The sequence below is a fragment of the Nocardioides deserti genome (assembly GCF_014266025.1).
GTDB classification, from domain to species: domain Bacteria; phylum Actinomycetota; class Actinomycetes; order Propionibacteriales; family Nocardioidaceae; genus Nocardioides; species Nocardioides deserti.
Genome location: NZ_JACMYC010000011.1, coordinates 39,947 through 53,157, shown reverse-complemented (window position 1 = coordinate 53,157; position 13,211 = coordinate 39,947). Strand labels below are relative to the sequence as shown.

The window sequence follows — 13,211 nt, the reverse complement described above, 5'->3', positions numbered from 1 at the left end:
CCGGCGCCGGGCGGTGCTCCCGACCACGTCCCCGCCCGACGAGAACCGAGCGAGAACTACAGGTCTGTAGTTCTCGCGAACGTCTGTGACCGGTGTGACTGGTGTGGTTATGGTGAATCGCCTTCCCCCAGCCCTGGAGTGACGACCGATGCGCCGCCGTACCCCTGCCGTCCTGTCCGCCCTGCTCGCCGGAGCGCTCCTGCTCGGCCCGCAGGCCGCGGGCGCCGACCAGCCCACCTCGACCTCCGCCACGGCGACCTCCGCCGCAACGACGTCACCGGTGGCGAAGAAGAGCACCAACCCGGTCACGCCGGGCGACTTCACCGGCTACGGCTTCGACCAGTGCCTGACTCCCGAGCAGTGGAAGATGAACCGCTGGCTCAAGCACTCGCCGTTCCTCGCCGTCGGCATCTACATCTCCGGCGACTCCCGCGCGTGCCGCAACCAGCCGAACCTCACGCCGACCTGGGTGACCAAGCAGCTGAGGAAGGGCTGGCGGCTCCTGCCGATCACCCTCGGCCCGCAGGCGTCGTGCCAGCCGCGGTTCCCCCGCTACGACGACGACGTGAAGATCAACCCCAAGCCCGGCGGCAACGGCCGGTACTTCCAGGCCCGGCAGCAGGGCCTCGCCGAGGCCGAGAAGGCGGTCGCCGCGGCCACCGCGCTCGGCATCGCGCAGGGCAGCACGCTCTTCTACGACCTCGAGGGCTACGACAACAGCAACACCCACTGCCGCGAGTCCGCGCTGGCGTTCGTCGGCGCGTGGACCGAGAAGCTGCACGAGCTCGGGTGGGTCTCCGGCGTCTACTCCAGCGCCGGCTCGGGCATCAAGGCGCTCGACGACGCGCGGGTCAGCCGGCCCGGCACCTACACGCTGCCCGACACGATCTGGATCGCGCGCTGGGACGGCGTCGCCAACACCTCCACCTCCTACATCCGTGACGACGGCTGGCGCCCCGGCGGCCGCGTCAAGCAGTACCGCGGCGGCCACGACGAGACGTGGGGCGGCGTGAAGATCAACATCGACAGCAACTTCCTCGACGTCGGCCGCGGCTCGATCGCGCCCCGCGAGGTCGCGATGTGCGGCGGCGTCCGCGTGAACTGGCCGGTCTACGCCGCGCTGCGCCCCGCCACCGGCAACCAGAAGCCCTCCGACCCCCGCCAGGTCAAGGCGCTGCAGTGCCTGCTGAAGGACAAGGGGCGGTACGCCGGCGCGGTCAACGGCAAGCTCAACGCCCGCCTGCTCTCGAGCATCCGCGCGTGGCAGTCCGCCACCGGCGCGCCGGTGCGCGACCGGTGGAGCAAGGCGAACTGGATGACCCTGCACGCCGCCGGTTCCTCGCCGGTCCTCAAGCGCGGCTCCGCCGGTGGCGAGGTGCGTCGCGTCCAGCGCGCCCTCAACGCCGCAAGCCCGAAGGCGAAGGTCGTCGTCACCGGCGTCTTCGACGCCCGCACCGACGCGGCTGTCCGCGCCTGGCAGAAGAAGGTCGACCTGCCCGTCTCCGGCGTCGTCAACCCCGAGTCCTGGGCGGCGCTCCGCAACGGGATCCGCTGAGGTCGGGGCCGCTCCGGTCCTCGAGCCGGCCGGGTCGCCAGGTTCATCGGGGCCCCGCTGAACCTCTCGGTCCCCCGATGAAATTTCATCGGGGGACCGTCAGTTTCGACGGGGCCCCGACGAATCTTCGCCCGGGCCGGCCAGATGCAAGCGCGTCAGCCGACGGGCGGGCCGGCGAGGAGCGCGATGCCGAAGAGGGCGAGCACGGCGACGACGGCGGCGGCGAGCCCGCGGGCGGGGTTGCGGACCAGCCAGCCGACCGGCCGCTCGAGGCCGGAGCGGCCCGCGGCGTCCGCGCGCAGGCGCCAGGAGTCGGCGAGCAGGCCCTGCTTGGCGGCGTACCGCTCGAACCACAGGGTGAGGAACGGCGGCACCGACGAGGCCAGGCCGGCGACGAGGCGGCCGGCGGACCAGCGCTGGTCGACGGCGACGACGACGGTGGTCACGCAGTAGGCGAGAAAGACCGCGCCGTGGATCGGGCCGAAGATCGTGACGCCGGCCTCGGTGGTGTCGGTGACGTACTTGAGGAACATCCCCGCCAACAGCCCGGCCCAGGTGATGGCCTCGGCGGTGGCGACGGTGCGGAAGAGCCGGTGCGGGGAGGCGATCACGCGAACACCTCGGCGGCCAGGGTGGCCAGGGCGAAGAAGCCGAGCCCGTCGGTGCCGGTGCCGCAGAGCTCCTCGACGGAGTGCTCGGGGTGGGGCATGAGGCCGACGACGTTGCCGCGCTCGTTGGAGATGCCGGCGATGTCGCGCAGCGAGCCGTTGGGGTTCTCGCCGAGGTAGCGGGCGACGACCTGCCCCTCCCCCTCGAGCCGGTCGAGGGTCTCGTCGTCGGCGACGAACGCCCCCTCGCCGTTCTTCAGCGCGATGACGACCTCCTGCCCCTCGGCGTAGGCCGCCGTCCAGGGGGTGTCGGTGCGCTCGATGCGCAGTCGCTGGTCGAGGCAGAGGAACTTCTGGCGCTGGTTGCGGATGAGCGCACCCGGCAGCAGGTGGGACTCGCAGAGGATCTGGAAGCCGTTGCAGATGCCGAGCACGGGCATGCCGCGGCCGGCGGCCTCGACGACCTCGGTCATGACCGGTGAGAAGCGCGAGATGGCGCCGCAGCGCAGGTAGTCGCCGTAGGAGAACCCGCCCGGCAGCACGACGGCGTCCACGCCCCTCAGGTCGTGGTCGCCGTGCCAGAGCGCGACGGCCTCGTGGCCGCCGAGCCGGACCGCGCGCTGCGCGTCGACGTCGTCGAGCGAGCCGGGGAAGGTGACGACGCCGACCTTCATGCGTCCTGCTCCACCCGGACGGTGTAGCTCTCGATGACGGGGTTGGACAGCAGCGTCTCGGCCATCCGGTTCACGTCGGCGAGCACCGCGTCGGTGACCTCGCCCTCGACCTCGAGCTCGAACCGCTTGCCCTGGCGGACGTCGGTCACCCCGCTGAACCCGAGCCGGGGCAGGGCCCCGAGGACCGCCTTGCCCTGCGGGTCGAGGATCTCGGGCTTGGGCATGACGTCGACGACGACTCGAGGCATGTGTCCAGTCTAGGCGCGGCGGGCACCGGTCCGGACATGAGCATTCCCACTGGTACGCCGGGCGGTCCCGGCGCCGGCCGCTCCCCCCTGGGCCTGGAGTTCCCGCAATCGCTGGCCGTGTACGACGACTACGCGGCCGCTCAGAAGGCCGTCGACTTCCTGTCCGACCGCGAGTTCCCCGTCGAGCAGTGCATGATCGTCGGCACCGACCTCAAGCGGATCGAGCGGATCACCGGCCGGCTCACCACCGGCAAGGTCGCGCTCGGCGGCGTGCTGTCCGGCGCGTGGCTCGGCCTGTTCGTCGGGCTGCTGTTCAGCCTGTTCACCACCGAGGGCCTGCTGGCGATCCTGCTCTCGACGGTGCTGTTCGGTGCGCTGTTCGGCGTGATCTGGGCGCTGGCCGGCTACGCCGCCACCCGCGGTCGTCGCGACTTCTCCTCGGTGACCCAGATCGTCGCCACCCGCTACGAGGTGCTCGTCGAGCACAAGGTCGCCGCCCGGGCCCGCGAGCTGCTCGCCGAGCTGCCCGGCGGCCGGCCGGACCCGTTCGCGTGAGGGGTCCCGGGGCTGCAGGGGTCACCGGTTAACCGGTGACCCCTGCACATATCGGGGCAGATCTCCCCCGATATGTGCAGGATTCCCCCGATATGTGGCCGGCTCAGCGGGTGACGACGCTCCGCCCGAAGGTCAGCCCGAGGCCGAGCACGACCAGGTAGAGCGGGGCGAGCAGCGCCGGGACGCCGGGGACGCCGAGGCCGAGCACCATCGCGGTGGTCTGCAGGACGGGCAGCACGCTGACGACGCCGATCCAGCGCGAGACGGTCCGCTCGCGCAGGCCCATCCAGGCGATGCCGGCGGCCGCGACGACGACGCCGAGCCAGCCGATCCAGGAGCCGAAGTCGTTGAGCATGAAGTACGTCGTCAGGCCGGCGTCGTCGAACGCGCCGCCCTCGGCGCCGTCGGGCAGGTAGAGCCCGAGCGCCCCCTTCCAGCCGTAGCCGTAGGTGAGCCCGGCCGCGGCCGAGACCAGCCCGAAGGTCACCAGCGGGGCGGCCGTCGAGGCGGGCACGCGTGGCTCGACCCGCCGTCGCCACTGGGCGGCGAGCAGCAGGAGCATGACGACGGCGGCGTACCCCAGCACCAGCGAGAGCCGGTAGACCACCGGGTCGAGGCCGTCGAAGAATCCGTCGGTGAACCGGACCTCGGCCGGCACGTCGTTGCGGCCGTCGAGGACGAGCGTGGCGACGAAGCCGAGGGCGCCGGCGGCGGTCGCGGCCAGCGGCCAGCGGGCGCGGCCGGGACCGGCGACGCGGTCGGTGGAGCCGGCGAGCGGGGCGGTGGTGGTCATGGTGTCCTCCGGGACGGTGCGGGCCGGTCACGGTCGACCGGCGACGGGGACGACGGTGGCCCGCCCGACGTCCCGGGCACGAGGGACACCGACCTCCTGATCCGGGGACGCCGGTTCGGGCAGCATGAGCGCCGTGAGCGTCCCCGACCGCGTGCTGCGCGTCCTCGCCGCCGCCGCGGCGTTGGTGGGGGTGGCCTGCTGCGCGCTGGTCCGGCCCCTCCAGGCGCACTGGGACGCCGGCACGCAGGCCGGGGCTGCCGGTGACCTCACGCTCGGCACGGTCTGGCCGGTCGTCGGCGCCCTCGTGGTCCACGCCCGCCCGCGCAACCCGGTCGGCTGGCTGCTGCTGGTGCCGGCGCTGATAGGTCCCTACCAGGTGCTGTCGGTGTACGCCGGGCACGTCGCGGGGGCCGGGGTGCTGGGCGGGTTCGCCGCGTGGGTGGCGATCTGGGGCTTCGCGCCGTACTTCTTCACGCTGCCGCTGCTTCCGCACGTCTTTCCCGACGGCCGCCCGCCGAGCCCGCGCTGGCGGCCGGTGGTGCTGGGCGTCGCGGCGGTCGCGACCGTGACGACGGTGGCGCGGATGTTCTCCGCGGTCGACGCCGACATCGTCCCGGGGCTGATGAACCCGCTGGGCATCGAGCAGGCGGTGTGGCTGCGGTACGTCACCCAGACCGGTGCGTCGATGCTGTTCCTCGTCGGCATCCCGCTGGCGGTCGTCTCCCTCGCCGTGCGGATGCGTCGCGCGCGCGACGTGGAGCGCACCCAGCTGCAGTGGCTGCTCCTCGGCGGCCTCCTCCTGGTGGCGGCCGTGCTGCTGCCGGCGGGGTCGCTCGACTCGTGGAACGGCGTCGTCGGGCTCTCCGCCCTCCCGCTCGCGATCGGCGTCGCCATGCTGCGGCACCGCCTCTTCGACGTGGAGCTGACCCTCAACCGCACGCTCGTCTTCGGCCTGCTCACCGGCGCCGTGGTCGCGGTCTACCTGCTCGTCGTCTACGGCGTGCAGGCCGTCGCCCCGGACTCCGCGTGGAGCGTCGTGCTCGTCGCGCTGTCGGCGCTGGGGGCCGCCGCCGGCCGCGACCGGGTGCAGGAGGTGGTCGACCGGCGGCTCTTCGGCCACCGGCACAACCCGTACGCCGTGGTCTCCCGCGTCGGCCGCCACGTCGCCGCCGCGTCGGAGCCGGTCGACGCCCTGCAGCGGCTGGTCGACGGGCTGCGGGACGCGCTGCGGCTGCCCTCGGTGGCGTTCACCAACGACGAGGTCTCGGTCGCCTCGGGCACGCCGGTCCACGGCAGCCGGGTCGTCGCCTGCACCGCGCTCGGCGCCCGGGTCGGCGAGCTGCACGTCGGGCTCCGCAGCCCCGGCGAGCGCTGGTCCGCCGAGCAGGAGGCCGCGGTCGAGGAGGTCGCCGCCCGCGCCGGCACCCTGGCGTACGCCGCCGGGCTGGTCGCGGACGTGGCCCGGTCGCGGGGCCGGATCGTCGCCGCGCGCGAGGAGGAACGGCGCCGGCTGCGCGCGGACCTCCACGACGGCGTGGCCCCCAACCTCGCGGGGACCGCACTGCAGCTGGAGTCGCTGGCCAAGCGGCTCGCCCGCGAGGACCAGCCGGCGCTGGCCGAGCGGGTGAGCCGGCTGCGCGACGGCCTCCGCGGCACGGTCACCGAGCTGCGGGCGCTCGTCCACGGGCTGCGCCCGCCCGTGCTCGACCAGCGCGGGCTGGCCGGTGCGCTGCGCGACCTCGTCGTCGGCCACGAGGACGTCCCGCGCTGCACCGCCGAGGTCGGCGACCTCGGTGCGCCGCACGCCGCGGTCGAGGTGGCGGCGTACGCGATCGCCTCCGAGGCGCTCAGCAACGCGCTGCGCCACGCGGTCGCCGCGGAGGTCCGGCTGCGGGCGCACGTCGCCGACGGGAACCTGGTGGTCGAGGTCGTCGACGACGGCGTCGGGCTGCCGGCCCGGACGCGGGCGGGCGTCGGCACCGTCAGCATGCGCGAGCGGGCCGCCGAGGTCGGCGGCCGGCTGGAGCTGCTTCCCACACCCGGCGGCGGCACGACCGTCCGCGCCACCCTGCCCCTGGAGGTCCTGTGAGCAGCACGAGCAGCACCGGCACCCGCGACGAGGGGACGGTCCGGGTCCTCGTCGTCGACGACCACCCGGTCTTCCGCGCCGGCATGGTCACCGCGCTCGACGACCTGCCCGGGGTCGAGGTGGTCGCCCAGGCGGGCGACGGCGAGGGAGCGGTCGCGCTGGCCGCGGAGCACGTGCCCGACGTCGTGCTGATGGACCTGCGGATGCCGGGCGTCGGCGGGCTCGAGGCGACCGCGCGGATCCGGGTCGAGCACCCGGAGGTCGCGGTCGTCGTGCTCACGATGGACTCCGACGACGACTCGGTGTTCGCGGCGCTGCGGGCGGGGGCGCGGGGCTACCTGCTGAAGGAGGCCGAGGTCGACGACATCGAGCGCGCGATCGTCGGTGCGGCGCGGGGCGAGGCGGTCTTCGGGTCGGGCGTCGCCGGCCGGGTGCTGGCGTACTTCTCCGGGGCGCGGCCGACGGTCTCGGCGTTCCCGCAGCTCACCCCGCGCGAGCACGAGGTGCTCGAGCTGATCGCGCAGGGGCTGGACAACGCCTCGATCGCGCGGCGGTTGTTCCTGTCGGACAAGACCGTGCGCAACCGGGTCAGCGACGTGCTCGGCAAGCTCCACGCCCGGTCGCGCGCCGAGATGGTGGCGCTGGCGCGCGACGCGGGCCTGGGCGGTGGCCCTGGGAGCTAGCCCCGGAGAACGGAGCCGGTGAGCTAGGCCCGGGTGTTCTGCACGACGACGATCACCAGCGCGACGCCGAGCCCGGCGATGATCGGACCGAGGACCCCCGATCCCCCGTCGAGCCACCACAGGCCCCCGGAGATGATCAGGAAGCCGGCCACGATCATCAGCAGCGCCCTCACCGCCGGACCTCCTGGCCCCGGCTCCCGGCGGCGCGGAGCAATCGGGTCACGAGAGCTCGCGCTTGAGGATCTTGCCGGTCGCGGTCATCGGGACGGTGTCGACGACCTCGACGATGCGCGGGTACTTGTACGCCGCGAGCTGCTCCTTGGACCACTCGACCAGCTGCTCGGGGGTGGTCGAGGCGCCGTCGTTCAGGATGACGAACGCCTTGATCTCCTCGCCGTGGCTCTCGTGGGGCACCCCGATGACCGCCGCGAGCGAGACCGCCTCGTGGGTCATCAGGACCTCCTCGATCTCGCGCGGGTACACGTTGAAGCCGCCGCGGATGATCATGTCCTTGGACCGGTCGACGATGTAGTACCAGCCGTCCTCGTCCTTGCGGGCCAGGTCGCCGGAGCGGAACCACCCGTCCTGGATCGCCTCGGCGGTCGCGTCGGGGCGGTCGTAGTAGCCCTTCATCACCACGTGGCCCTTGATCGCGATCTCGCCGACCGCGTCCGGGCCGGGCTCGTCGATCTCGTCCCACGACTCGGGCTTGAGCAGCTTCATCTCCACGCCGGGCACCGGCAGGCCGATCGAGCCGACCCGCGGCGGCTGGCCGAGCGGGGAGAACGACGCAACGGGGGACGTCTCCGAGAGGCCGTAGCCCTCGAGGATCGTGACGCCGAACCGCTTCTCGAAGTCCTTGTGCACCTCGACCGGCAGCGCCGACCCGCCGGCGGCCGCCACGCGGAGGTTCGCCGCGATCGAGGCGACGTCGACGCCCTCCTCGAGCGCGCCGAGCAGGCCCCAGTACATCGTCGGGACGCCGGCGAAGAAGGTGACCTTCTCCTTCAGCATCAGCTGCAGCGCCGGCCCGGCCTCGAACCGCGGCAGCATCACGACCGTGCCGCCGTAGGCGAACGCGCCGTTCTGGATCACGGTCTGGCCGAAGGAGTGGAACAGCGGCAGCACGCACAGGTAGGTGTCGGGGTTGCTCGCGTCGGCGCCGAAGAGCGACTCGCCCAGCAGCGCGTTGTCGCGCATGTTGCGGTGCCGCAGCTCGGCGCCCTTGGGCTGGCCGGTGGTGCCGGAGGTGTAGAGGATGACGGCGGTGTCGTCCTCGTCGGTCTCCACCGACGTGAACTCACCGGGCTGGCCGCCCATCGCCTGCGCCATCGTCTCGGTGCCCTCGATCGGGCTGTCCGCGCCGAGATCGGCGGTGATGACGAAGAAGTGCTCGCAGCCCTCGGCCTCGTTGAAACCGGCGTACCCCTCGGTCGCCATCGGCAGCTCGGGGGTCCCCTGGAAGCAGAAGTAGGCCTTCGCGTCGCTGTCGCCGAGGTGGTAGGCGATCTCGCGGCCCTTGAGCAGGACGTTCAGCGGGACGACGGTCGCGCCGGCCTTGAGGATGCCGTAGTAGACGACGGAGAAGTACGGCAGGTTCGGGCAGCTCAGCGCCACCTTGTCGCCGGGCTTGATCCCGCGGGAGACGAGCAGGTTGGCGACCATGTTCGCGAACGAGTCGACCGCGGCGTAGCTCAACCGGGTGTCACCGAGGACGACCGCGTCGCGGTCGGGGTACTGCCGGGCGCTGTTCTCGAGCAGGGACGAGAGGTTGTACGACGACACAGGTGGCCTCCATCACGACGGTCGGGGAGGCCAACCTACCCAGCCGTCACGAGCCGGTGGGGTGCCGCTCCCCGAGGATCCGGGCCGCCCGGCGCAGGTCGGACCGGACCGCCGCCGGGGACACCACGCCGAGGGCGCGGGCGAGCAGGCCGGCGGGGCCGCGCCCGCGGAGCTCCATCCGCACCGTGACCACGCAGCCGCCGCCCGGCGCGGGCGCCAGCTCGAGCGCCAGGTCGGCCTCGAAGGCGCCCCAGGTGCCGGTCTCGGCCCACCGCTGCGGACGCACCAGCGCGGTCGTGCGCATCCGCGGGCGCAGGCCGGGCACGGTGACGTCGGTCCAGGTCTGGCCGACGCCCACCTCCCCCACGACGTCCTCGACGCGGGCCAGGCTCGACTGCCACTCCGCCCGGTTGGCCGGGTCGGCGAGGTAGTCGCAGACCACCTCCGGCGGCACCGGGAAGTGGACCGACCTGCTCACGACCTGCTCACCAGCGCTCGCCGGTGAGCCGCTCGTACGCCTCGACGTACCGCGCCCGCGTCCGCTCGACCACCTCGGCCGGCAGCGGCGGCGGCGCCTCCCCCGACGACCGGTCCCAGCCGGACTCCGGCGAGGTCAGCCAGTTGCGGACGACCTGCTTGTCGTACGACGGCTGGGTGCGGCCGGGCTGCCACTCCGCGAGCGGCCAGAACCGCGACGAGTCCGGCGTCAGCACCTCGTCGCCGAGGACCGTCGTGCCGTCTGCGCGGTCGCCGAACTCCAGCTTGGTGTCGGCCAGGATGATCCCCTGCTCGCGCGCGACCGACTCGGCGCGGGCGTAGACCTCGAGGGTCAGGTCGCGCAGCCGGGCGGCACCGCCGGGGCCGACGACGGCCGCGACGGCGTCGAGGTCGACGTTCTCGTCGTGCTCGCCGAAGTCCGCCTTCGTCGCCGGCGTGAAGATCGGCTCCGGCAGCCTCGACCCGTCCACCAGCCCCTCGGGGAGCGGGTTGCCGCACACCTCGCCGGTCGCGCGGTAGTCGCTGAGGCCCGAGCCGGTGAGGTAGCCGCGAGCCACGCACTCGACCGGGAACATCGACAGCTTCTCGCAGACCACCGCCCGGCCGCGGACCGCCGCCGGCACGTCGGTGGAGAGCACGTGGTGGGGGACGATGTCCTCGAGCTGGCCGAACCACCACAGCGACATCCGGGTGAGGATCTCGCCCTTGTCGGGGATCGTGGCGTCGAGGATGAAGTCGTACGCCGAGATCCGGTCGCTCGCGACCATGAGCAGCGCGCCGGCGTACGGGCCCTCGGTCAGCTCGTAGAGGTCGCGCACCTTGCCCGAGTGCAGGTGCGTCGCCCCCTCGATCGGCGGGGCTGCGGGGATCGCTCCGAGGTCGGCCACGCGGTCAGGCTAGTGCGGTGGCACAGTGGGGCCATGGCCGAGTCCGCAGCCGAGGTCCACGCCCGCGTCCTGCAGCACGCCCCCGACGGGCGCCTCCCCATGCCGCCCTCGGGCGAGTGGGACGTCTTCCCCTGGGAGGTCCGCGACGGCCGCGTCGCCCCGCGCCCGCTGCGCCGGCCCGCGCCCGAGCCGCTCCGCGAGGGCGAGGACCCGTCCCGCCCGTGCTCGTCGTGCGCCGGCTTCGACCCCGAGCGCGTCGTCTGGGAGGACGAGAGGTGGGTGCTCACCCACCCCGGTGCGCCGTCCGGCCTGCCGCTCGTGCTCCTGCTGCACACCCGCGAGCACCTCGACGCGGGCGACCTCGACGACGAGCACGCCTCCGAGCTCGGCCGGATCACCAGCCGGCTCGTGCGCATCGTCGGCAGCCTCGACAACATCGGCCGCGTCCACGTCAACCGCTGGGGCGACGGCGGCTCCCACTTCCACCTGTGGTTCCACGCCCGCACCGCCGGGCTCGCCGACGTGCTCGGGTCGTACGCCGTGGAGTGGGACGACATCCTCCCGCCCGGCCCCGAGGACGTCTGGCGCGCCGACCTCCACACCGTCGCCACCAAGCTCGCCAACTGGGGCGGCACCGCCCGCGCCTGACCTGCCCGGCCTCGGCGCGCCGGTCAACGAGCGGTGCGCCAGGGGGCGGGGCGGCCGTGGAGCCACCACTCCATGCGGCGGGTCATCCACGGGAGGGCGGCGTACGTCATGACCGGCGTCATGACCAGCACGACGACGAGCACGCGCAGCGGCAGCCAGACGTCGCCGAGGACCGGGGTGGCGAGCCAGTTGACCAGGACGCTGAGCGGGTAGAAGACGAGGAAGATCACCGACGCCTGCTTCCACCGCGGCGGGGCGGCCGCGACCGCGCGGAGGTCCTCGACGTCGCGGGCCGCGGGGTCGTCGAACCAGCCCTCGATCCCTGTGCGCCGCTCGACCCGCGACTCGACCACGCCGAGCCCGGCGGCCGCGGAGCGCCACCACTGCCGCTGGGGCGAGTGCTCCCACGCCTGGAGCGAGGTGTCGTCGGCGAACCGGTAGAGCATGTGCCAGGTGTCCGACCCAGCCTCCGGCCGGACCCAGCCCGCGCCGAGGAAGCCGGGGAACTGCTGGGCCAGGGTCGTGCCGGCCTGCAACCAGCTGAGCATCTCCGCGTCGTGGCCGGGGTCGAGCGTGCGGGTGATCGAGACGGTGACGGGCTGGCTCATGGGCGCATGGTCGACGGCGGCGCGGCGTTGCACCAAACCGCCGACCGCCGGCTGCGACCGCTGCGCGGACGTGTGTCCGACGCGTGACTGAGCCGGACCCGGACGGGGCAACGGGACCCGGTGAGCGAGGAGGGGATCCACACCCGCGAGGTGTCGGAGGAGTCGGCCGACCGGTCGGAGGCGACGCACACCCCCGACCCGCGGCGCTGGAAGATCCTCGGCGTCACCCTCGTCGTCGGGTTCATGTCGCTGCTCGACGTCACGATCGTCAACGTCGCGATCCCTTCGATGCAGGAGGGACTGGACACCTCCACCGGGACGGTCCAGTGGGTGGTGTCGGGCTACGCGCTGGCGTTCGGCCTGACCCTCGTCGCGGGCGGGCGCCTCGGTGACGCCTACGGGCGACGGCGGCTGATGCTGATCGGGCTGACCGGGTTCATCGTCTCCAGCGCCGCGGTCGGGTTCGCGCCGAACGTCGAGACCGTCATCGCCGCCCGCCTGGCGCAGGGCGCGACCGCGGGCCTGCTCACGCCGCAGAACTCCGGCCTCATCCAGCAGCTCTTCCGCGGCCCCGAGCGCGGCCGCGCCTTCGGCGCCTTCGGCTTCACGGTGTCCCTCTCCTCGGCCCTCGGGCCGGTGCTGGGCGGCGCGATCATCGCGCTCGCCGGCGAGGAGGAGGGGTGGCGCTGGCTGTTCCTCGTCAACGTCCCCATCGGGCTGGCCGCCCTGGTCGCGATCGCGGTGATCGTCCCGGGCCCCGACCGACGCGACGACGACACGGGCACGTGGATCGACGTGCCCGGCGCGCTGCTGCTCGGCGGCGCCGTGCTGTGCGTGCTCTTCCCGCTCGTGAGCCTGGAGAGCGGCGCGCTGCGCCCCCTGGTGCTGCTCGTCGGCGCCCCGGTCCTCGGCTGGGGCTTCGTCCGGTGGGAGGCCCGGCTCCGGCGCCAGGGCCGGCCGCCGCTGCTCGACGTGTCGCTGCTGCGCAGCCTGCCCGGCTACAGCACCGGCATGGCGATCGGCACGCTCTACTTCACCGGGTTCACCGGCGTCTTCCTCGTGCTGTCGGTCCACCTGCAGGTCGAGCTCGACCTGACCCCGCTGCAGGCGGGACTGCTCGTGACCCCGTTCGCGGTCGGCGCCGCGATCACCGCGCCGATCTCGGGCCGCCTGGTGTCGCGGTTCGGCCGCTCGCTGACCGTCGTCGCGCTGGTGACGATGATGACGGGCACCGCGCTGACGGCGTGGCTCGCGCCGATGCACGACGGCGGCGACATCTGGATGGCGCTCGTGCCGTGCCTGTTCCTCGCCGGCGTCGGCGGCGGCGGCGTCATCTCGCCGAACTTCACGCTCACCCTCGCGGAGGTCCCGCCCCGGATGGGGGGCGCCGCCGGCGCCGCCCTCCAGACCGGGCAGCGGATCGGCTCCTCGCTCGGCGCGGCGCTGCTGATGACGACGTACGGCGTGGCGATGGGTCCGTTCACCGGCGGCGGCGCACTGCGGGCCGCGCTGGTCGCGTCGCTGGTCGTGCTGTGCGCAGCCCTCGCGGCGGCGGTCTGGTCGCAGCGGCACGAATGAGG

15 protein-coding genes are annotated in these 13,211 nt (G+C 73.6%); 6 read left to right on the top strand and 9 right to left on the bottom strand.

Annotated elements, in window-relative coordinates; translation table 11 throughout:
* Positions 1 to 148 precede the first annotated feature (148 nt).
* Positions 149 to 1,555: a glycoside hydrolase domain-containing protein gene (locus tag H7344_RS16100; protein ID WP_186347022.1), complete on the top strand. Its 1,407-nt coding sequence runs from the start codon at positions 149 to 151 to the stop codon at positions 1,553 to 1,555.
* A gap of 155 nt (positions 1,556 to 1,710) precedes the next feature.
* Here H7344_RS16100 and H7344_RS16095 read toward each other — a convergent pair whose 3' ends face one another.
* From H7344_RS16095 to purS, 3 genes are read right to left on the bottom strand one after another with little or no spacing between them, the layout of a single operon-like run.
* On the bottom strand, positions 1,711 to 2,166 hold the full coding sequence (locus H7344_RS16095; protein WP_186347021.1) for a DUF3817 domain-containing protein: 456 nt from the start codon (positions 2,164 to 2,166) through the stop codon (positions 1,711 to 1,713).
* A complete protein-coding gene (gene purQ / locus H7344_RS16090) occupies positions 2,163 to 2,837 on the bottom strand; it encodes a phosphoribosylformylglycinamidine synthase subunit PurQ (RefSeq protein ID WP_186347020.1) in 675 nt (224 codons plus the stop codon). The genes H7344_RS16095 and purQ overlap by 4 nt, the downstream gene beginning before the upstream one ends.
* Entirely contained in the window at positions 2,834 to 3,085 is a 252-nt protein-coding gene (purS, locus tag H7344_RS16085; RefSeq protein ID WP_186347019.1) for a phosphoribosylformylglycinamidine synthase subunit PurS, read from the bottom strand. The genes purQ and purS overlap by 4 nt, the downstream gene beginning before the upstream one ends.
* A 36-nt stretch (positions 3,086 to 3,121) precedes the next feature.
* Here purS and H7344_RS16080 point away from each other — a divergent pair, with 36 nt between their 5' ends.
* Entirely contained in the window at positions 3,122 to 3,640 is a 519-nt protein-coding gene (locus H7344_RS16080) for a general stress protein (RefSeq protein ID WP_186347018.1), read from the top strand.
* Between the two features lie 103 nt (positions 3,641 to 3,743).
* Here the strand turns inward: H7344_RS16080 and H7344_RS16075 are convergent, their stop codons facing one another.
* Positions 3,744 to 4,433, bottom strand: a complete 690-nt coding sequence (locus tag H7344_RS16075; RefSeq protein ID WP_186347017.1) for a hypothetical protein — start codon at positions 4,431 to 4,433, stop codon at positions 3,744 to 3,746.
* 133 nt (positions 4,434 to 4,566) lie between these two features.
* Here H7344_RS16075 and H7344_RS21265 point away from each other — a divergent pair, with 133 nt between their 5' ends.
* Positions 4,567 to 6,522 carry a sensor histidine kinase gene (locus H7344_RS21265; RefSeq protein WP_186347016.1) on the top strand — a complete coding sequence of 652 codons (1,956 nt, stop codon included), beginning with the start codon at positions 4,567 to 4,569 and terminating at the stop codon, positions 6,520 to 6,522.
* Complete coding sequence (locus H7344_RS16065) at positions 6,519 to 7,205, top strand: response regulator (protein WP_229707223.1); 687 nt, start codon at positions 6,519 to 6,521, stop codon at positions 7,203 to 7,205. The genes H7344_RS21265 and H7344_RS16065 overlap by 4 nt, the downstream gene beginning before the upstream one ends.
* Positions 7,206 to 7,228: 23 nt before the next feature.
* Here the strand turns inward: H7344_RS16065 and H7344_RS16060 are convergent, their stop codons facing one another.
* The 4 genes from H7344_RS16060 to H7344_RS16045 are packed head-to-tail and all read right to left on the bottom strand — an operon-like array spanning position 7,229 to position 10,375.
* Complete coding sequence (locus H7344_RS16060) at positions 7,229 to 7,378, bottom strand: hypothetical protein (RefSeq protein ID WP_186347015.1); 150 nt, start codon at positions 7,376 to 7,378, stop codon at positions 7,229 to 7,231.
* A gap of 46 nt (positions 7,379 to 7,424) precedes the next feature.
* Entirely contained in the window at positions 7,425 to 8,990 is a 1,566-nt protein-coding gene (locus H7344_RS16055) for a long-chain-fatty-acid--CoA ligase (protein ID WP_186347014.1), read from the bottom strand.
* Positions 8,991 to 9,036: 46 nt separating this feature from the next.
* The gene (locus tag H7344_RS16050; RefSeq protein WP_186347013.1) at positions 9,037 to 9,468 is read right to left on the bottom strand and encodes an SRPBCC family protein; all 432 of its coding nucleotides are present in this window, start codon (positions 9,466 to 9,468) and stop codon (positions 9,037 to 9,039) included.
* Positions 9,469 to 9,475: 7 nt separating this feature from the next.
* The gene (locus H7344_RS16045; protein ID WP_186347012.1) at positions 9,476 to 10,375 is read right to left on the bottom strand and encodes a phosphoribosylaminoimidazolesuccinocarboxamide synthase; all 900 of its coding nucleotides are present in this window, start codon (positions 10,373 to 10,375) and stop codon (positions 9,476 to 9,478) included.
* 33 nt (positions 10,376 to 10,408) lie between these two features.
* Here H7344_RS16045 and H7344_RS16040 point away from each other — a divergent pair, with 33 nt between their 5' ends.
* A complete protein-coding gene (locus H7344_RS16040) occupies positions 10,409 to 11,023 on the top strand; it encodes a hypothetical protein (protein WP_186347011.1) in 615 nt (204 codons plus the stop codon).
* 23 nt (positions 11,024 to 11,046) lie between these two features.
* On the opposite strand, the gene H7344_RS16035 is transcribed toward H7344_RS16040, so the two are convergent.
* Positions 11,047 to 11,631 (bottom strand): antibiotic biosynthesis monooxygenase, encoded by a 585-nt coding sequence (locus H7344_RS16035; protein WP_186347010.1) that lies wholly within the window; start codon positions 11,629 to 11,631, stop codon positions 11,047 to 11,049.
* 120 nt (positions 11,632 to 11,751) lie between these two features.
* Here H7344_RS16035 and H7344_RS16030 point away from each other — a divergent pair, with 120 nt between their 5' ends.
* Positions 11,752 to 13,209 carry an MFS transporter gene (locus H7344_RS16030; protein WP_229707222.1) on the top strand — a complete coding sequence of 486 codons (1,458 nt, stop codon included), beginning with the start codon at positions 11,752 to 11,754 and terminating at the stop codon, positions 13,207 to 13,209.
* Positions 13,210 to 13,211 lie beyond the last annotated feature (2 nt).